The following is a 17,587-nucleotide window of genomic DNA, read 5'->3' on the forward strand; positions in this document are numbered from 1 at the left end:
TTAACCTCTTGATATTTTTGTTTTGATTTACTTGATTAGAAAAAAATTCTAGGCATTATAATACAGATTCAAGATCTTTTTACAGGATCTTAACCAAACATTTGAATAAAAAATAACAACTTATGACAGAAAATACTTATCTTAATTATCAATTCCAACCGGCAACCGAAAAAGCCGATGCGCAGACAATGGTGTTTCTGCACGGATTATTCGGCGATATGAATAATTTGGGCATTATCGCCCGCCAATTTAGCGAGCAATTTAATATCTTACGTGTGGATCTACGCAATCACGGTCAATCGTTTCATTCCGATGAAATGAATTACCAATTGATGGCGAAAGATCTACAAGCATTGTTAGAGCGTTTAGCTTTAGCGGACAATATTGTGATCGGTCATTCGATGGGCGGCAAAACGGCAATGACTTTAGCCAATATTGCACCTGCTCTAGTCGAAAAATTAGTCGTGATTGATATTGCGCCGACTGCCAATCCAACCCATCGCCACGACAACAATTTTGCCGGCTTATTTGCAATTAAAGCCGCTCAACCTGAAACGCGCCAACAAGCAAAAACCGTATTGGCACAATATGTGAAAGACGAAGGCGAGCAACAATTTATGTTAAAAGCGTTCGATCCGCAAAAACTGGACTATTTCCGCTTTAATTTAACGGCAATTAAAGCCAACTATGAAAATTTGATGGGTTGGAACGAAGTCTTTTTTGATAAACCGACTTTATTTATTAAAGGCGGTGCGTCCGATTATATTCAAGCGAAAGACACCGACGCGATTCTGAAGCAATTTCCACAGGCAAAATCGTTTGTCGTTGCCAACGCCCAGCATTGGGTACATGCTGAAAAACCGGAAACAGTCGCTCGCGCCATTCAAAAATTTTTAGACAAGGAATAACAAAATTATGCATAAAGATACGATTTTTTCCGCACCGATTGAGAAACTCGGTGATTTTACCTTTGACGAATCGGTTGCCGAAGTGTTTCCCGATATGATCCAACGTTCCGTACCGGGCTACTCGAATATCATTACCGCTATCGGTATGTTGGCACAACGTTTCGTTACCGAAGGATCGCAAGTTTATGATTTAGGTTGTTCTCGTGGCGCGGGGATTTTATCCATTCGCCGTAATCTACAAACCAATCAAGTGAAAATTATCGGCGTAGATAATTCTCAACCGATGGTAGAACGTTGCCGCTCGCATATCAATGCCTATCACTCTGAGGTGCCGGTGGAAATCTTGTGTGATGATATTCGTCATATCGAAATCAAAAACGCTTCAATGGTCGTGTTGAATTTTACCTTGCAATTTTTGCCTCGTGCGGATCGTCTTGAATTGCTGACTAAAATTTATCAGGGCTTAAACCCGAACGGTATTTTGGTGCTATCTGAAAAGTTCACTTTTGAAAACCAAACCATGAATGAATTACTCATTGACTTACATCATACCTTTAAACGTGCTAACGGTTACAGCGAACTTGAAGTCAGCCAAAAACGTACCGCTCTCGAAAACGTGATGCTGACCGATAGCATTGAAACCCATAAAGAACGCTTAAAACAGGCCGGCTTTTCTCAAATCGAACTTTGGTTCCAATGTTTCAACTTCGGTTCAATGATTGCGATCAAATAAATTAAGCGGTCAAATTCGTCAAAAATTTTGCAAAAAACTGCTCGGATCAGACCGCTTGCTCAACCTGAAACCTTAGGAAATTTGCGCAAGCGGTCATTTTTTCGGTATAATCGATAAAATCTCGTAGGGGCGTATCGAATACGTCCTTTATTTTATATGAAGTACGCGTGTTACACGCTTCAACAATATTCAAAGGAATCCAGCATGAGCTTTTTAACAGGTAAACGCATTTTAGTAACGGGTCTTGCAAGCAACCGTTCTATCGCATACGGCATTGCAAAAGCAATGAAAGCACAAGGCGCAGAACTCGCATTCACTTATTTAAACGATAAATTACAACCGCGTGTTGAAGAGTTTGCTAAAGAATTCGGTTCGGACATCGTATTACCATTAGATGTAGCAACAGACGAATCAATCCAAAACTGCTTTGCGGAATTAAGTAAAAAATGGGAAAAATTTGACGGTTTCGTACACGCAATCGCATTCGCACCGGGTGATCAATTAGACGGTGACTATGTAAACGCAGCAACCCGTGAAGGCTACCGTATCGCACACGATATTAGTGCATACAGCTTCGTCGCAATGGCACAAGCAGCGCGTCCATACTTAAACGAAAATGCAGCACTTTTAACCTTAAGTTACTTAGGTGCGGAACGTGCGATTCCTAACTACAACGTAATGTGTTTAGCAAAAGCGTCATTAGAAGCGGCGACACGTGTAATGGCGGCGGATTTAGGTAAAGACGGTATCCGTGTAAATGCAATCTCTGCAGGTCCAATCCGTACGCTTGCGGCATCAGGTATTAAAAACTTCAAAAAAATGCTTTCCGCATTTGAAAAAACTGCAGCGTTACGTCGCACCGTTACTATTGACGATGTGGGTAACTCAGCGGCATTCTTATGTTCAGACTTAGCTTCCGGCGTGACAGGTGAAGTGTTACACGTTGATGCAGGTTTCAGCATTACTGCAATGGGCGAATTAGGCGAAGAATAATTCGACTATCGATAAACAAAAACGGACGCAATTTAGCGTCCGTTTTTTATTTCTGCGATCTTGATCGAAGAATCAGAATTTTAGCCAGTCCTTCTCTGCTGTATTTTGCTATGCTATCCAATAAATTAATGTAGTTACAAAAAATCATTTGAGCGTCTGATTTTAACGTGATAATGTAGAGGCAAAGCATGAAGCTGGAATATGATAAACAAAAAAGCCTACGCAACGAGCAAGAAAGAGGTTTACCGTTTTCGGTTGCACAAAATTTTGAATTCGATACCGCTTTTATTGAACAAGATATTCGCTTTGAATACTCGGAACCTCGTTTTAAAGCAATAGGATTTATTCACGAACGACTTTTCGTGATCGTTTTTTGTCTGAGGAACGAAAATTATCATATTATCAGTTTGCGGAAAGCCAATCCAAGAGAGGTTAAAAAATATGAAATATACCGAAGATTATATTGATGACGAAAATCCGGAATGGACAGATGAAGATTTCAAAAATGCCCTCACTTTCGAACAAATGCCTCCGGCATTACAAGCATTGGTCACTGAAAGTCGTGAGCGCAAACGTGGTCGCCCTGTTGCACAAAAAAAGAAAGTAAGCGTGACAATTCGCTACTCGCAATCCGTGATTGATGCTTTTAAGTCCACCGGCAAAGGTTGGCAAAGCCGAATGAATCAAGTGCTGGAAGATTATGTTTCGAAAACATTATAAAATCATTAAAGCGGTTAGATTTAGTTGATATTTTACAAAAAATTCAGCAAATCTAACCGCTTTCCGTTATAATCCCTTCCAATTCCATGGTGCAACTACGCTGCACCTTTTTTATTTTTATAGAGAGAATTTATGTTTCAAGACAATCCGTTACTTGCCCAATTAAAACAACAAATTGAGGCGAATAAAGAATATGTGGAAGGCACGGTTAAAGCCTCGGATAAGGCATTCGGTTTTTTAGAATGTGACAAGAAAAGTTATTTCATTCCGCCAATGGAAATGAAAAAAGTAATGCACGGAGATAAAGTAAAAGCCGTAGTAAAACGGGAAGGCGACAAAGAACAGGTAGAAATCGACAGCTTACTTGAACCGATGCTTGATCGCTTTATTGCACAAGTGCGTTTTAACAAAGATAATAAATTACAACTTATTGTCGATCACCCAAGCATTAAAAATATCATTCCGGCAAATACGCATAAAAAAGTCACTGAAACATTGGAAAGCGGTGACTGGGTTGTGGCACAGCTTAAAACTCACCCGTTACGTGACGATCGTTTCTTATTTGCTCAAGTCACGCAATTTATCTGTAAAGCGGACGATAATTTCGCTCCGTGGTGGGTCACATTAGCTCGTCACGAGCAACCCCGTGAACCGGTAGCCAATGAGAAAAGCTATGAATTACACGATGAATTAGAGCGAGAAGATCTGACCTCACTCTATTTCACTACGATCGACAGCCCAAGCACGCAAGATATGGACGATGCGTTATACATCGAGCCAATCAAACAAGGCGAAGAACAAACCGGTTGGCGTTTAATGGTGGCAATTGCCGATCCGACCGCCTATATTCCGGAAAATTCAAATATTGAAAAAGCCGCTCGCCAACGCTGTTTTACCAACTATTTACCGGGCTTCAATATTCCGATGTTACCTCGTGAGCTGTCAGACGATCTCTGCTCGCTTGTACCAAACGAAAAACGCCCAGCGTTAGTCAGTTATATCGAAACCGATTTAGCCGGTAATATTATTGGCGATACTCGCTTCGTTTCAGCATGGGTGGAAAGTAAAGCAAAATTAGCTTACGACAGCGTATCAGATTATCTCGAACAGGTGGAAAATGCGTGGCAACCGGAAAGTGTGGAAACCAAACAACAAATCGATTGGTTATACCAATTTACCCTTGCTCGCATTGAATGGCGTCGTAACAATGCACTATTATTTAAAGAATCCGGCGATTACTCATTTGAATTAAATGAAGACGGTTCAGTACGTGATATTCACGTAGAATACCGCCGAATCGCAAATCAAATGATCGAAGAGTCGATGATCATTGCCAATATTTGCTGTGCGAAATTCTTAGCGGACAATGCTAAAACCGGCGTATTTAATACCCACGCCGGTTTTGATCCGAAAAATTTAGAATCAGCGCAAAAATTTTTATTGGATACGTTAGCCACTGACGAGAACCGTGATGCACTTACCGCATTCTATGCGCCGGAAAAACTGGCAACGCTTGAAGGCTATTGCGAAATGCGTCGTTCAATTGACGAGTTTCCGGAGAAATTCTTAGAGCTTCGTTTACGCCGTTATCTCACTTTTGCCGAGTTTAAATCGGAAGTTGCGCCTCATCTCGGTTTGGGTATCAGCCATTATGCGACTTGGACATCACCAATTCGTAAATACGGCGATATGGTAAACCATCGCTTAATCAAGCAAGTATTACTCGGCAAACAGGCGAAAACGGTGGAAGAAAGCATCTTAGTTCGCTTACAAGAAGCTCGCCGTCAAAACCGTTTGGTAGAACGTGATATTGCCGATTGGCTCTATGCACGTTACCTTTTCCCAATGGTGGAACAAGCGGTCGAATTTGACTGTGAAATTGCAGATGTTTCTCGTGGCGGTGTGCGAGCGAAAGTGATCGCAAACGGCGCACAAATTTTCGTACCATTCTCAACCATTCACGATAAAAAAGAAGAAATGGAATTCCGTCCGGAAGAAATCGCACTTTACATTAAAGGCGAAAAAGCTTACCAAATCGGACAGGCGGTTAAAGTCAAACTCACCGAAGTACGTTTAGAAACACGTTCGATTGTGGGGAATATTATCTAATCGGCAAGCGGTCAAATTTTGGGAATTTTTTGCAAAATTTTCTATAAATTTGACCGCTTATAGTATGAGGCTTTATGCAAAAGAACATTATCGGCTTTGCTCTTTCTTTAGCGATTTTATGGGCAATGCTTTATATCGGCAAAGGGTTAAATACGCTCATTCCTATCGGTATTCCGGATAGTATTTGGGGCTTAATTGTCTTATTTGTTACGCTTATTACAGGCTTAATCAAATTGGAATGGGTACTACCGACAGGACGTTTTCTAAACCGTTATATGCCTCTGGTTTTTCTGCCGATTTGCGTGGGTATGATTGAATACGGCGAGATTTTAGTTCGTTATTTTTCCTCATTGATTATTTCCAATATCCTCAGCACAATAATTACTATTGTTGTAGTCGGTTGGGTAGCACAACGCTTATTCAAACATTCGGAGGATAAACAATGATTTATCTTTACTCCGTACTAACGGTCGTTGCATTTTTTCTGAGTGTGAAACTCAGCAAAAAATTAGCGATTTCGTTACTAAATCCTTTTTTATTAACGCTATTATTACTGGTCGCAATCTTAGTCATTTTTCAAATACCGTATAAAGACTATCAGCAAGGTACTTCTCCGCTCAGCCATTTCCTAGGCTTAGCGATTGTAGCCCTTGCGATCCCGCTTTATGAGCAATTTCCACAAATCCGCCAACGTTGGAAGGCAATTAGTTTTATTCTGTTGCTCGGTACGCTGGTTTCAATGTGTAGCGGAATGGTATTAGCCCTATTATTGGGTGGTTCGCAAGATATTGTTGCCGCATTAATGCCTAAATCGGTAACTATGCCGCTTGCTTTAGTAATTACCGATGAAATCGGCGGAGAATCCGCTTTAAGTGCGGTAGGTGTAATGGTGGCGGGCTTATTGGGAGCGGTATTAGGTGTGCCGGTACTAAAACTTGCTCACATTACCAATCCGCAAGCAATTGGTATAAGTTTAGGTATCGCTTCTCACGCACTCGGTACGGCGCGTTGTATGGAAATAAATGCAAAATCAGCAAGTTATAGTTCATTAGCGTTAGTGATCTGCGGTTTGCTTTCGTCATTTATCGCACCACCAATTTTCCATTTCGCAGTAAAATGGTTGATGTAATTTTTATTTATAACCTGAGAGGATATGATGGCAACCTATATTGTTGGTGATTTACACGGCTGCTTTGATGAATTACAACTATTACTTAAGCAAGTTAATTATAATCCGAAGCAAGATGAACTCTTATTAACCGGTGACCTTGTTGCCCGTGGTGCAAAATCATTAGAATGTTTGCGCTTTGTGAAAGATCCGCAAAATAATGCTAAAACCATTTTAGGTAATCACGACCTGCATCTGCTTGCTACTCTACTCGGCATCAAAAAAGTCAAACCGAATGATAAGGTTGATGCGATTTTCGAAGCGGAAGATCGTTCGGAATTACAAAATTGGCTGAGAAATCAACCACTGCTTATTAAGCACTCGAAATATGGCTTTTTATTAGCTCACGCCGGCATCAGCCCTGAATGGAACTTAGCGGAAACTATCGCTTGTGCCAGAGAAGCGGAAGCCGTTTTACAAAGTGATAATTATGCCGACTATATCGCCCAAATGTATGAAAATACGCCGGATCATTGGTCTGCCGAATGGCAAGGTATCGAACGTTGGCGATATATTATTAATGTCTTTACCCGTATGCGTTTTTGCTATGCCGACAAGCGGTTGGACTTTGCCTGTAAATTACCGGTTGAAGAAGCACCAAACGAATTAAAACCTTGGTTTGAATTAGATAATCCGTTATTTAATCAACAAGAGATTATTTTCGGTCACTGGGCGAGTTTAATGGGCAAAGCCGACAAACCGAATATCTATGCCTTAGATACCGGCTGTGCATGGGGCAACCACCTAACCATGATCCGTTGGGAAGACAAACAAATTTTCACCCAAGAACGCTTAAAATAGAATCAAACGAAATATGAAGCCTTGCTATCCTTTATATTTTCCATTAGAATTTATCTCAATTATGCGACTATAGCTCAGTTGGTTAGAGCACCACCTTGACATGGTGGGGGTCACTGGTTCGAGTCCAGCTAGTCGCACCACTTTACCCCATTAAAGCCCATCATAACCGCTCAAAAATAACGTTAGAGCCTTGTTATATGGGCTTTTTTAGTACCTTTTGCTTATCGTACCCCCTCACATTAAATCGTATTAAAACGCCTTTTTATGTAACACGTTTTGTAACACACTGATAAAATGAAAAATAGCGTGTTACAAAAAACCTAAAAAGCAAGGTGGAATCTATGCCTAAAATCGTTAAACCTCTCAATAATACCGAAGTAGAAAAAGCCAAAATCAAACCGGCAGAATATTCCCTATCTGATGGTTACGGGCTGTATTTAAGAGTTAAGCCCTCTAAGGTAAAAACGTGGATATTTAACTATCAAGAACCGATTACCAAAAGAAGAACTAACCTCACTATCGGAGATTATCCGGCGATTTCCATTGCGGAAGCCCGTACTATTCGTGAAGAATACCGTGCGTTACTAGCAAAAGGAATCGATCCTAAAGCTCATAAAGAAGAACAAGAAAGGCAACAGGCAGAACAAAACGATAATACGTTTTTAAAACTGGCCCAGCTTTGGAAAGAGAAAAGAAGTAAAGAGGTTGAACCGCTTACTATGGCAAAGAATTGGGCTAGACTGGAAAATCATTTATTCCCCGTATTAGGGCATTACGCCATAGATAAAATCACGCCGCCAATACTTATAAAAGCGGTTAAACCTCTAAATGATAAGGGAATCAACGATACGTTACACCGTATTCTAAACTTGGCGAATCAGATTCTAAATTATGGCGTTACCGTAGGCGTATTACCTTTTAACGCTTGCCAAAACGTAAGCGACGCATACCATAAAGAAGCACAAACGCACCACCCAGCAATCAAGCCAAGTGAATTACCAAAATTAATAGCGGACTTCCAAAACTCAAATAGGGATTTTCTGACGAAAGTTCTTTTCAAATGGCAATTACTTTCTATGGTTCGACCGGCGGAAGCAGTAAGTATAGAATGGGCCGAAATTGATTTTGATAAAAATCTTTGGTTTATACCGGCTGAAAAAATGAAGAAAACACGTAAGGGACAATTTCCTCATACGGTGCCGCTATCATCGCAAATGCTTAAAATTTTGGAAAGCCTACGCCCTATCACCGGCGTAAATAAATTTGTATTTCCACATTATAGCCAACCGAATAAATCAATGAGTAAAGAAACGATAACCAACGCACTAAGAAAAATTGGCTATCAAGGCATCCAAGATTCCCACGGTTTACGATCTATCGCTAGAACATATTTAGAAGAGCAAGCCGTAGATTTTAGGGCGGCAGAAAGTTGCCTTGCTCACAGAATAGGAAATGAAACTAGCCAAGCATACAACCGTGCGGAATATATCGAACTAAGGCGGCCATTAATGCAGCTTTGGGGAGATTATTGCGAATCTTGCGGAATGGATTTAAGTTTCTAATAATGCCTATGAAAAACTTTTTTATATGTTTTGGTGTCCACCTGTTCACTTTTGAAATTTTCTTTTACGAATCAATAAGTTAAGTAATTAACACTTAGATTTAAGTCTTCACTAAGTACTCACATTTTTGTGAAGACATATAAAAAAAGCGGGCTTATCACCCGCTTTCCTTAGTTTAAAATCTCATTTCTAAATCTATCAAAATCCTTGAAATGAACATTTGTTCGCACTCCTTTATTAGTCTCTTTCTTTATAAAATCATATTTATTCCCATTTTGTTTTAAAGCTTGCTCAATGCCGGCTACAAAGGTATTTAGCCCTAATTTTTGTATATTCATTGCCATTGTATAAGCCAAATATGCTGGGTAAATATGTGTTCTACATCTATCCAAGCCCGTCTTATTCGAACCAACACAAAGCCCATTCATTTCCTTCGTAGTGTAGAAATGTCCAAAGAAATCCGTAAGCGGATCGGATAGTTTTTTGACTTCTAAGGCTTCTTGGCTATTCATTTGTGTATTTAAGGCTTTTTTTGCCTCTAACGAATCAGGAAATGTATCCAGCACTTTTCGAATAATGCCGCCAACCTCAAGCGTTATTTTCTCCGTAAAGGTAGGATCACGCTCACTTTCTGGAACCACCTTTTTAAAATCAAAAATTACTCGCCTACGATCTACCCCTCCGGCTCGTTCAGTAAACCTACAAGGCTCATTATTGATAAGCATAATTAAAGCGGTAATCTTGGTAAAAAATGGCTTCTTATGTTTCGGATTGACTCGCAATAAATCACCACCACTAATTGTTTTTAATCCGCCACCATTTCCCCCATATTTTGATTGTTCAGGGCAAAGAATAAGCGTTTTATCCTCAAAGCCCTCTAAATCTTTCGCATTATCAAAATCTTCTAACTTGGCGGATATCGTATTCCGCTCGCCGGCTAATAATGTAGCAATATTCGCAAAAACAGATTTACCGCTACCGCCTTTCCCGGTAACTTCGAAAAATATTTGCCAGTTATAGCGATTGGTTAAAATCGCATATAAAGCGGCTAAAATATTTCTCGCTTTGTCTTGATTGCCATCTGATACAAAATTCAGCCACTTATCAAAGTGCGGCGTATTTGTTGCCTGTTCATCATAATTATGTGGAATACAAGCGGTTAGCCAATTTAACCGGTTATGCGGTTTAAATTCCAAGGTATTTCGATTTAATACTCCATTATCAAAGGCGATTAAATCGCAAGGCATTTCGCCCATTCTCGGTAATTGGGCCTTTAATGTATTAATAAGCCGATCTATTGTGCTATCGCTGTACCCTAGTTCACACTCATCAAAAAATTGAACTGCTCTTTCTTCTAAATCATCATTTTCTTGCTGTTTCCACGTTTTCCCGTCATAAGCATAAATTTCACGGCTACCACGACGTAAAGCCATATCTAAACCTAACCATTTTTGGAAAGCTCGTGATTTTTCATTAGTACGATCATTTTCCTTAATTTTAGGCGGTTCTACCGCCATTTCTGATAATAGTCGGGCATCATCTTCATTACGTAAGCGTTGAATATGACCACTCCAATTCTCGATTAAATCTAGTTCACTTGAGAATAAAGTAACCACTTTGGCATTAGTCATCTTCGCAATATTTAAACAAATTGCCGTCTTCTGATTACTAGTGAGTTCGCCGCATTGAATAAATTTAATGGCGGTTTGCTCTTTATCTGCGATACGTGTTTTTACAATGTTTTCAAGCGTATCACCGCCAAGAATTACAGGCGATTGATCATAGGGCTGGGTAATTGTGCCGGTATTAGTGGTGAAAATATCTATTTTCAAGCCGTCCACCATCATTCGCCACGCTACGCCCTCGCCTTTATTCCAAGTTTCCCACGCCTTGGAACCGGCTAATACAATCAGATCAGAAAAATATTGTTTATTCCACGGCTCTTTTAAAAAGGGTGCGTTAGTGAGTTTCATAGAAAGCCCCTGTATTTACGCTACGATCAAACATAGCCAGACGCATATCAATTACACTTTGAATAGCGTATAAGTCTTTTACTAACGAATTAATTAGCCCTAGCTTTAACATACTATCGACTAATTCCTCATTAGTGACTAATTTAGCTAATTCCGTAGGGTCTAAACTTGGCGGCGTAGGGGCAAGTTCTAACAAATGACGAGAAATAGTCGATAATTCATCATAGAACGCTTTCAATGATGGAATCTGTTCATCCGGATGATTTATAAACTGCTCGCCTAATACCCTTAGTGCTGTACTAAAATAGGGAACTACGGAATCATCTGTCTGTTTAAGAAGATTTTCATAGGCAATAGAAATCGCCTTGAGTTCCACGGCGTTTAAGGGTGAATAATCTAATTTTTTATTCATCTTTACCCCCTAAACACTCATTTCTTCTAATTCGGATAAGGCTTTGTCCATTAACTCCGCCACGCCTTCAAGTGCTACACCATAATCTATAGGCTCTTCATAATTAGATTGGCTCATAATCCGAATGATAGAAAGTACTTGCCATAACTGGCTACGAGATTTTTTAATTGTTTGAATATCTTCCGCCGTTAGGGTTGGGTTGGCTTGTGGTTTAACTGCTTGATTACGCATAGATTCCCCCTTTCGTGTTGATACGGGCGAATAATACAGCGTGCGAACAAATGCTTCTTGCTCGTTGCGTGCGTGTACAGTGATTTTTAGGCGTTTTTCGCCTAGTGTGATGAATTTGAATAGCATTGCTAATAGTCCTTTAGTAAATTTTGCTGGACTATCGCTAACACTTCTCACGGTGTAGGGCGATAGCGTGTAACGGGGTGAGAAAACTGCTACCAAAGGAGAACAGCCAAGGGCGATACCTTGCCCGCTACACGCTACCATAGATAGAATTTGGGTGTGTCCAGATTTGGGCGTACCTAATTCATAATGACGCTCTGAACCTCTAAGGGTTTCTAGGCGTTCTTTGGGTGTGTGTAAGCCACAAACAAAAAAAGCACGATTCTTCGGCGTGCTAATAATGTTCGCCTTTGGTAAATAATTCGAGTTCTCACGCTCGGTTGTAGATTTTGCTACAACATTGTGAAATGTATTAAAAATCTGACCGCTTGTAAAGCTCTTTTCTTGTGAAAAAATTTCACATTGTTTATAATATTCTTGATTTAAATTCATTTTGATATTCCTCTTAATGGATTTTTCAGTTCAGAAAAAAAGCCGTTAGCAGTCGCTTGCCGACGGCTTTTTTATTGGTTACCTAGGATTAATTGCCCTTTAACATTAAGATAAATTCTGATAATGCTTTTATAAAATCAGGCGAAAGCCATAGAAAAAACGCTACGGCAATTCCTACGCCGCAAGATTTAAAAAAGAATTTCAAACCTGTGGAAATCTCTAAACCTGCTTTATCTGCACCTTGCTCACTCATATGTCCCCCTATATTTACCACTGTTAATAATTTACTAATAAACCGTACAATGCTATAATTCTGCTCGGATATGTTCGCATTATGCGGAATTGAAAGCTCTGAATGGTTAGCCACTCGGGGCTTTTTCTTTTTACCGCTCATTTGATTATTTGCCCCATAATTTCAAAATATTGGATAATTGCTGATCGCTAATTTCCTCAACGTTTTCATAAATCTTACGCGTGCTTCCTCGTGCTTTACCGGTTCTCACTTTGTGATTGTGATATTCCACTAACTTTTTAATTTGCTCCGCATCTTTTACGGTGTAACGCGTGTATGGATTCCCCCATTTACTCGTTTCTGATACACGATTAAATTCTAATCCTAGCTGTTTTTCTACTCGGTTTACCTCATTACGTGCGTTTAAGAAATGAACATCAAAATAACTTTCTTTTTCACTTATGCCTAAATGCGGATTGGTTACTAGTGCCTTAATCACGGCTACTTCTCTTGGTGAACGTGTCATCATCTATTACCCACTTATACTCGTGTTGCTTTTTGTTCTTCAATCCACGCTTCTACCTCTTCTAAATCCCATCGGATAAAGTTTTGAGAAAAGCGGATTGGCTGCGGAAATTGATTAGCTTTAACAAGTAGATTTAACTTTGTACGACCAAAGCCAATAAGGGCGGTTACTTCTTTGCCTGTAATAAGTTTTTTAGATTGGGATTGATTCATTTAAAATACTCCTCATAAATCATCAAACGGTTAGATTTGTAACGTTACGAGGGGTATTAAAAAGGAATTTAGGAAGTGAGAAAATCTATATAGATTCTATTTAGATCTATATAGATTTTTTGTAGGTGGGTAGCTATTTGATTTGGTTAGCTTTGGCGAATTTATCTCTTAAATTGCTTTCGGTTAAACCTGTATAACCTTGATATTTATCAGCTAAAAATGTAATCAATTCTGATTGATTTTTAAATTTGCCATCTGCTAATAACTCATCTTTTAAGGCTTGAATAATGTTTAAATAGCTTGTTTCGGATTTTGGATTAAGGACTTTTTCATCTATATTGTTGTGTATTGGAACTAACTCTACATTTTCAATTTCTGATAATTCATTAAAATATGGAATTTTAGCATTTATTATTTTTTCGATTTCCGCTCTTACGAAAAAAAACTCAACATTTGTATAATCTTCTGCAATTTTTTCACATTGAATTTCATAAGCATTTCTAGCGTTAAAATCATAATGCGTCATTTTTCCATTTGAATCAGCTTCAAAAAAAATTAAATGTCTTAAATATAATTCTAATTCGGCTAGTTCAATCTCGTAAAAAATATCTACTGAATTATATTTTTTAAAACAAGATACTCTTTCATTCCTATTCTTAGCTTGTTCTAATAAAGCATAAACATCTTTACCACAGGTCACTCCATAAAAAGCTGTCTCATTTCTCCCTTTAATTTTATTGTTCTTTAACTTTTGTCTATAAATAATGGCTCTTAAATGTTCCAAAGATAGATATTTTCGGTTGTGTTCTTCCATTATTGAAGATAAGTCAATCATAAACGCCCCTTTCGCATTTACCCTTATGAATGGAAACGCACCAACAAGATAAGGTTTCTTGCTTTCGGGGATCAGCCTAGGTGCGTTAATTTGGTTATTTGATTTTTAGATTGATACTAATATCTAAATCTTGGGTTTCGCCGTTTTTATCTGTAAATGTTACTTTACCTTGAATAACTTTCCCTAAATCAATAGGTTCATTCGCTTGTTTCGCTAATTCCGCTTGAATAATCGGGCGTTGTATCTCTTGTTTTAATTTCGCTATTTGCTCATTATACACAGGATCATTTGCTAACTTTTCCTTTATTTTGCGGTCTTCTAATACAGCGTAAATAATCCCCCACGCTATCAGCACAAAAAAGCCAAATCCGATATTTAACCATCCTATTTTATCGCCCATTATCCACAGAAAAAGAACAATAAAAGGAGAGATACACAACAGAAAGAATTTAGACATAGAAGCCCCTAATAGTGGCGAATCATTGACTAATTTATAGCAACTCACCGCCAATATTTCAAGGCTACTTTATTACGTTTTTCATTTCTTGGTAAAAGGTGTTAGCTACCACTTTTTCAGCTCTACCTTTCGCTACTTGTTCAGCTTTTTTCATAAAGTGTTGTGCTTTTACACCATTTACCGTCCCTCTATCTACCATATGCCAGAAATATGGATCATTTAAGTAAATTCTAACTGGCCCTGTCAATAGTTTTCCGCTTTTAGTAAATCTATTACGTTTTCTTTCTCTATGCGTAATAGATTTCTTTTTATCTGAAAAGAAAACATTTGCTTCACCTTCTAACTTGCCGTTTTTTGATAATGTAGTTTTCTGCCTAATATTTTTCTTTAGTACTCCTTTCTGTCTAAAATTAGTACTTTTATTCATTACCGGAACTGTTGATCTTAAAGTCTTTTTAACTTCTTTTGCTCCTGTACTAAGTGATTTTCTTATAGCTTTTTTAGTTTCTTTTTGTAGCTCTTTTTCAATTTTCTTAATATTAGCTTGAATTTCTTTTAAGCCAGTAATTTTCACACTCATTTGATTACTCCATTTGGTTTTATAGGTAAATTCCATTAAATTCTGCTAAGGCTTTTTTCTGTTCATCTGACATTTCAAAAGCTAAATCTCCGTACTCTAATTGATACGTACCCACCGCCATTAAAAAAGCAATTGCCGGGTCGATTTTATTCGCCGATTTCTTTTTGTTCGGTTTGATATTGGCATTCGCATCCATTTCCATTACCACGTTAGATAATGCCCACGACAGAATAGGATCGCCGTTGTGTTCTATCATTTGGCGATTGATGAGTACCTCAGCAGATTTTGCCACTGGGCTAAATCGTTGATAGGTTTGTGGAAACGGCTCTACTTCTAATCCTGCCCCCTGTAATTGGGTGCGTAAGTGTGTAGCGTTCCATACGTCAAAACCAATCATTTTTATATTGAAAATGCCACTATCTTTTAAAATATCATCTCTAATCCGGTCATAGTCGATACAATCGCCGCCGGTTACTCGTAACCACCCCATACGCTCCCATTGTCGGTAAATGGCCCGGTTTTTATTGGCCACATTCTGTAATTGATATTCCGGTATGTAATGGCGTGTAATAGTTCGTACTTTGCCGGTTGGCATTGGGAACACGTAACAAATACTAGTAAGGTCATTTGTACTGGAAAGGTCTAAGCCCATATAACATTCTTTACCGTGTAAATCCGTTTCTTGATAGCTTCTTTCGCACGCTTTCCAGTTTCCTTCGCCTAGCCACGGTGTAGAACCGTTACACCATACATTAAAGCGTTTAGTGAGCATTTCTACCCATTCGGACGGAATCCCACGTGCTTTCGCTATGGTGTTTTCAAAGTCTTGGAAAGGAATAGATTTACCGATATTGGGATTTGCTTTTATCCATTGGCTAGGATCGTCCACTTCGCTTTCATCGTCCAGTTCAAAGATCATAATGAAGATACTTTCGTTTTGCTCGTTACCGTCTAATATTTGGCAGCAGTAATCATAATGCTGTTTACAGGCGGAAATCGTATTACTTCCGGCGGTTGTTATCGCAAATAAAAGCCCTTCGGGTCTTGCCCCTTGCCCTAATTCCAACGCACTATAAACGCTGTTGTCGGGGTGTAAGTGGTATTCGTCCACAATCGCAAGGCTTGGGTTTGTACCTTCAATCGTGGACGATTTCGCCGCCAGCGGTCGCATTAGGCTGTTATTTTGCGGATAAATCATTTTATGCTGTTGAATCTGCACTCGCTTTTTAAGCGGTTTACTTAATACTGCCATTTGTCGGGCATCATCAAAAACTATTCTAGCCTGATCACGACTTACGGCGGCGGTGTAAATATCTTGCTGACCTTTTTCCATTACAAGAAACCAATTAGCAAGCACGGCGGCCACCGTTGATTTAGCATTTTTCCGGGCAACTTGAATATAAGCGGAACGATATTTCCTCAAACCGGTAGCACGATATTTAAAGCCTAAAATATTAGCGAATAGAAATACCTGCCAATCTGAAAGCTCGATCGCTTTTCCTCTTAAGTGTCCTTTTACGTGCGGACATACCTTAGAAAACTTTAAAAAACGTTCTACAATTTCACTATCAAAGTAATAATTAGGGTTTTCTAAGTCCGCAAAATAGCGATTTACGGCTTGTTTTATGCGTTTACAAGCAATAATTTCGCCATTTTTTACCGCTTTTGCGTAGTCATTCCATATCGTCATAGTTCGTCTAATACGTCTTTTTCTTCTGTATCTACGGGGTTTTTACGTCTGCTGACCGGGTCAAAGCCCAGTAAGGACGACATTTTAATAATGATTTTTTCTGCTTCACTTTTAGCGGTAAGTGCTGGATTACGGGCTTCTGTGCCTTGCGTATTGGTAATACTGAAACCTCGCTCGGCAATATTTTGAACCGCTTGCCGGTAAAGCGAATAGTTCACGCAATACAGTTCTAAGTTAGTGTAATCTTCTTCGGTTATATCCCCACGTTCCACTAACTGTTTTATTTTTCGCTTCCATTGGTCGGTGGCGATTGCATCTAAATAACTTGGGGCTTTAGGTGTTTTTCGCTTTGTCATGTTGTCCTGTCTATATTTTCTGAAAAATTGCCGTGCGTAAAAATTTGAGGGGGATGGCGGTTCTTGGCGGTTGGGCTTTTCTTTCAAAAACTCCCCCCACCTATTCAAATTGTTTATTATTTAAGCTCATCCAAATTTGGATAGGGGCATAGTGATTTTTCCCATTCCTTTACTTCTTCGCACCATATCCACGTTTGTCTATCTCTCTTGTTTTGTAGCTATGGCAATCTCGGCATAATGCTTGATGGTTTGACTTTACCCAAAATAACGGGTCTGCTTGTCCATTCTCTACGGGCTTAATATGGTCTATCACGGTTGCCGGTGTATAGATTCCTTTTGCTAAACACATAACACAAAGGGGATTTTGTGCTAGGTATCCTTTACGGTATTTCGCCCATCTATGATCGTAACCTCGTTTAGCTGCACTCTGTCGGGTATCCTTTGGCTTATGCTCATCACATCGTCCGGATTTCACTCGATTACGACAACCGGGGAAAGTACAACGCCTTAATGGTTGCATCGGCATTTGCTCCC

22 protein-coding genes and 1 tRNA gene are annotated in these 17,587 nt (G+C 39.2%); 11 read left to right on the forward strand and 12 right to left on the reverse strand.

Translation table 11 applies throughout. The features are described from left to right. Window positions 1–122: 122 nt before the first annotated feature. The 11 genes from NYR63_RS03855 to NYR63_RS03905 all read left to right on the forward strand — a co-directional run bounded on the left by NYR63_RS03855 (window position 123) and on the right by NYR63_RS03905 (window position 8,994). Complete coding sequence (locus tag NYR63_RS03855; RefSeq protein WP_279458273.1) at window positions 123–908, forward strand: alpha/beta fold hydrolase; 786 nt, start codon at window positions 123–125, stop codon at window positions 906–908. Between the two features lie 7 nt (window positions 909–915). After that, the gene (gene cmoA / locus NYR63_RS03860; protein WP_279458274.1) at window positions 916–1,641 is read left to right on the forward strand and encodes a carboxy-S-adenosyl-L-methionine synthase CmoA; all 726 of its coding nucleotides are present in this window, start codon (window positions 916–918) and stop codon (window positions 1,639–1,641) included. 204 nt (window positions 1,642–1,845) lie between these two features. Further along, the gene (locus NYR63_RS03865) at window positions 1,846–2,634 is read left to right on the forward strand and encodes an enoyl-ACP reductase FabI (protein ID WP_005597178.1); all 789 of its coding nucleotides are present in this window, start codon (window positions 1,846–1,848) and stop codon (window positions 2,632–2,634) included. 188 nt (window positions 2,635–2,822) lie between these two features. Further along, on the forward strand, window positions 2,823–3,101 hold the full coding sequence (locus NYR63_RS03870) for a BrnT family toxin (RefSeq protein WP_279458275.1): 279 nt from the start codon (window positions 2,823–2,825) through the stop codon (window positions 3,099–3,101). Beyond that, entirely contained in the window at window positions 3,076–3,354 is a 279-nt protein-coding gene (locus NYR63_RS03875) for a BrnA antitoxin family protein (protein WP_279458276.1), read from the forward strand. The genes NYR63_RS03870 and NYR63_RS03875 overlap by 26 nt, the downstream gene beginning before the upstream one ends. Window positions 3,355–3,486: 132 nt before the next feature. Continuing rightward, window positions 3,487–5,463 carry an exoribonuclease II gene (locus NYR63_RS03880; RefSeq protein WP_279458277.1) on the forward strand — a complete coding sequence of 659 codons (1,977 nt, stop codon included), beginning with the start codon at window positions 3,487–3,489 and terminating at the stop codon, window positions 5,461–5,463. 74 nt (window positions 5,464–5,537) lie between these two features. Continuing rightward, window positions 5,538–5,909, forward strand: a complete 372-nt coding sequence (locus NYR63_RS03885) for a CidA/LrgA family protein (RefSeq protein WP_279458278.1) — start codon at window positions 5,538–5,540, stop codon at window positions 5,907–5,909. Further along, complete coding sequence (locus NYR63_RS03890; RefSeq protein WP_279458279.1) at window positions 5,906–6,592, forward strand: LrgB family protein; 687 nt, start codon at window positions 5,906–5,908, stop codon at window positions 6,590–6,592. Before NYR63_RS03885 ends, NYR63_RS03890 begins: the two co-directional genes overlap by 4 nt. Before the next feature lie 27 nt (window positions 6,593–6,619). After that, complete coding sequence (gene apaH / locus NYR63_RS03895; RefSeq protein WP_279458280.1) at window positions 6,620–7,432, forward strand: bis(5'-nucleosyl)-tetraphosphatase (symmetrical) ApaH; 813 nt, start codon at window positions 6,620–6,622, stop codon at window positions 7,430–7,432. A 63-nt stretch (window positions 7,433–7,495) separates the two neighbouring features. Next, window positions 7,496–7,572 (forward strand) — tRNA-Val (locus tag NYR63_RS03900). Window positions 7,573–7,773: 201 nt separating this feature from the next. Further along, a complete protein-coding gene (locus NYR63_RS03905; protein WP_279458281.1) occupies window positions 7,774–8,994 on the forward strand; it encodes a tyrosine-type recombinase/integrase in 1,221 nt (406 codons plus the stop codon). A 170-nt stretch (window positions 8,995–9,164) separates the two neighbouring features. Here the strand turns inward: NYR63_RS03905 and NYR63_RS03910 are convergent, their stop codons facing one another. The 12 genes from NYR63_RS03910 to NYR63_RS03965 form a co-directional block, all read right to left on the reverse strand. Next, a complete protein-coding gene (locus tag NYR63_RS03910; protein ID WP_279458282.1) occupies window positions 9,165–10,967 on the reverse strand; it encodes a DNA primase family protein in 1,803 nt (600 codons plus the stop codon). Continuing rightward, window positions 10,954–11,379, reverse strand: coding sequence for a hypothetical protein (locus NYR63_RS03915; protein WP_279458283.1), 426 nt, complete (start codon window positions 11,377–11,379; stop codon window positions 10,954–10,956). The genes NYR63_RS03910 and NYR63_RS03915 overlap by 14 nt, the downstream gene beginning before the upstream one ends. A 9-nt stretch (window positions 11,380–11,388) precedes the next feature. Beyond that, window positions 11,389–12,165, reverse strand: a complete 777-nt coding sequence (locus NYR63_RS03920; protein ID WP_279458284.1) for a hypothetical protein — start codon at window positions 12,163–12,165, stop codon at window positions 11,389–11,391. 88 nt (window positions 12,166–12,253) lie between these two features. Next, window positions 12,254–12,559 carry a hypothetical protein gene (locus NYR63_RS03925; RefSeq protein ID WP_279458285.1) on the reverse strand — a complete coding sequence of 102 codons (306 nt, stop codon included), beginning with the start codon at window positions 12,557–12,559 and terminating at the stop codon, window positions 12,254–12,256. A 4-nt stretch (window positions 12,560–12,563) separates the two neighbouring features. After that, window positions 12,564–12,926: a hypothetical protein gene (locus NYR63_RS03930; RefSeq protein ID WP_014991391.1), complete on the reverse strand. Its 363-nt coding sequence runs from the start codon at window positions 12,924–12,926 to the stop codon at window positions 12,564–12,566. Between the two features lie 11 nt (window positions 12,927–12,937). Further along, a complete protein-coding gene (locus tag NYR63_RS03935) occupies window positions 12,938–13,135 on the reverse strand; it encodes a helix-turn-helix transcriptional regulator (RefSeq protein WP_237611571.1) in 198 nt (65 codons plus the stop codon). Between the two features lie 133 nt (window positions 13,136–13,268). Then, on the reverse strand, window positions 13,269–13,970 hold the full coding sequence (locus tag NYR63_RS03940; protein ID WP_279458286.1) for a hypothetical protein: 702 nt from the start codon (window positions 13,968–13,970) through the stop codon (window positions 13,269–13,271). A 94-nt stretch (window positions 13,971–14,064) separates the two neighbouring features. Then, on the reverse strand, window positions 14,065–14,427 hold the full coding sequence (locus tag NYR63_RS03945) for a hypothetical protein (RefSeq protein WP_279458287.1): 363 nt from the start codon (window positions 14,425–14,427) through the stop codon (window positions 14,065–14,067). Between the two features lie 64 nt (window positions 14,428–14,491). Next, entirely contained in the window at window positions 14,492–15,043 is a 552-nt protein-coding gene (locus NYR63_RS03950) for an HK97 gp10 family phage protein (protein ID WP_279458288.1), read from the reverse strand. Beyond that, window positions 15,027–16,697 carry a terminase large subunit gene (locus tag NYR63_RS03955; RefSeq protein WP_279458289.1) on the reverse strand — a complete coding sequence of 557 codons (1,671 nt, stop codon included), beginning with the start codon at window positions 16,695–16,697 and terminating at the stop codon, window positions 15,027–15,029. The genes NYR63_RS03950 and NYR63_RS03955 overlap by 17 nt, the downstream gene beginning before the upstream one ends. Beyond that, window positions 16,694–17,053 (reverse strand): phage terminase small subunit P27 family, encoded by a 360-nt coding sequence (locus tag NYR63_RS03960; protein WP_005617270.1) that lies wholly within the window; start codon window positions 17,051–17,053, stop codon window positions 16,694–16,696. The genes NYR63_RS03955 and NYR63_RS03960 overlap by 4 nt, the downstream gene beginning before the upstream one ends. Before the next feature lie 169 nt (window positions 17,054–17,222). Beyond that, window positions 17,223–17,579 carry an HNH endonuclease gene (locus NYR63_RS03965; protein ID WP_005620820.1) on the reverse strand — a complete coding sequence of 119 codons (357 nt, stop codon included), beginning with the start codon at window positions 17,577–17,579 and terminating at the stop codon, window positions 17,223–17,225. Window positions 17,580–17,587: the final 8 nt, after the last annotated feature.

The organism is Actinobacillus genomosp. 1, from assembly GCF_029774175.1.
Taxonomy (GTDB): Bacteria; Pseudomonadota; Gammaproteobacteria; order Enterobacterales; family Pasteurellaceae; genus Actinobacillus.

Bases quoted from the DNA above. Each gene is read 5' to 3' on its own strand.
- NYR63_RS03855 (WP_279458273.1), top strand. From the start codon at position 123: ATGACAGAAAATACTTATCTTAATTATCAATTCCAACCGGCAACCGAA.
- cmoA (WP_279458274.1), top strand. From the start codon at position 916: ATGCATAAAGATACGATTTTTTCCGCACCGATTGAGAAACTCGGTGAT.
- NYR63_RS03865 (WP_005597178.1), top strand. From the start codon at position 1,846: ATGAGCTTTTTAACAGGTAAACGCATTTTAGTAACGGGTCTTGCAAGC.
- NYR63_RS03870 (WP_279458275.1), top strand. From the start codon at position 2,823: ATGAAGCTGGAATATGATAAACAAAAAAGCCTACGCAACGAGCAAGAA.
- NYR63_RS03875 (WP_279458276.1), top strand. From the start codon at position 3,076: ATGAAATATACCGAAGATTATATTGATGACGAAAATCCGGAATGGACA.
- NYR63_RS03880 (WP_279458277.1), top strand. From the start codon at position 3,487: ATGTTTCAAGACAATCCGTTACTTGCCCAATTAAAACAACAAATTGAG.
- NYR63_RS03885 (WP_279458278.1), top strand. From the start codon at position 5,538: ATGCAAAAGAACATTATCGGCTTTGCTCTTTCTTTAGCGATTTTATGG.
- NYR63_RS03890 (WP_279458279.1), top strand. From the start codon at position 5,906: ATGATTTATCTTTACTCCGTACTAACGGTCGTTGCATTTTTTCTGAGT.
- apaH (WP_279458280.1), top strand. From the start codon at position 6,620: ATGGCAACCTATATTGTTGGTGATTTACACGGCTGCTTTGATGAATTA.
- NYR63_RS03905 (WP_279458281.1), top strand. From the start codon at position 7,774: ATGCCTAAAATCGTTAAACCTCTCAATAATACCGAAGTAGAAAAAGCC.
- NYR63_RS03910 (WP_279458282.1), bottom strand. From the start codon at position 10,967: ATGAAACTCACTAACGCACCCTTTTTAAAAGAGCCGTGGAATAAACAA.
- NYR63_RS03915 (WP_279458283.1), bottom strand. From the start codon at position 11,379: ATGAATAAAAAATTAGATTATTCACCCTTAAACGCCGTGGAACTCAAG.
- NYR63_RS03920 (WP_279458284.1), bottom strand. From the start codon at position 12,165: ATGAATTTAAATCAAGAATATTATAAACAATGTGAAATTTTTTCACAA.
- NYR63_RS03925 (WP_279458285.1), bottom strand. From the start codon at position 12,559: ATGAGCGGTAAAAAGAAAAAGCCCCGAGTGGCTAACCATTCAGAGCTT.
- NYR63_RS03930 (WP_014991391.1), bottom strand. From the start codon at position 12,926: ATGATGACACGTTCACCAAGAGAAGTAGCCGTGATTAAGGCACTAGTA.
- NYR63_RS03935 (WP_237611571.1), bottom strand. From the start codon at position 13,135: ATGAATCAATCCCAATCTAAAAAACTTATTACAGGCAAAGAAGTAACC.
- NYR63_RS03940 (WP_279458286.1), bottom strand. From the start codon at position 13,970: ATGATTGACTTATCTTCAATAATGGAAGAACACAACCGAAAATATCTA.
- NYR63_RS03945 (WP_279458287.1), bottom strand. From the start codon at position 14,427: ATGTCTAAATTCTTTCTGTTGTGTATCTCTCCTTTTATTGTTCTTTTT.
- NYR63_RS03950 (WP_279458288.1), bottom strand. From the start codon at position 15,043: ATGGAATTTACCTATAAAACCAAATGGAGTAATCAAATGAGTGTGAAA.
- NYR63_RS03955 (WP_279458289.1), bottom strand. From the start codon at position 16,697: ATGACGATATGGAATGACTACGCAAAAGCGGTAAAAAATGGCGAAATT.
- NYR63_RS03960 (WP_005617270.1), bottom strand. From the start codon at position 17,053: ATGACAAAGCGAAAAACACCTAAAGCCCCAAGTTATTTAGATGCAATC.
- NYR63_RS03965 (WP_005620820.1), bottom strand. From the start codon at position 17,579: ATGCCGATGCAACCATTAAGGCGTTGTACTTTCCCCGGTTGTCGTAAT.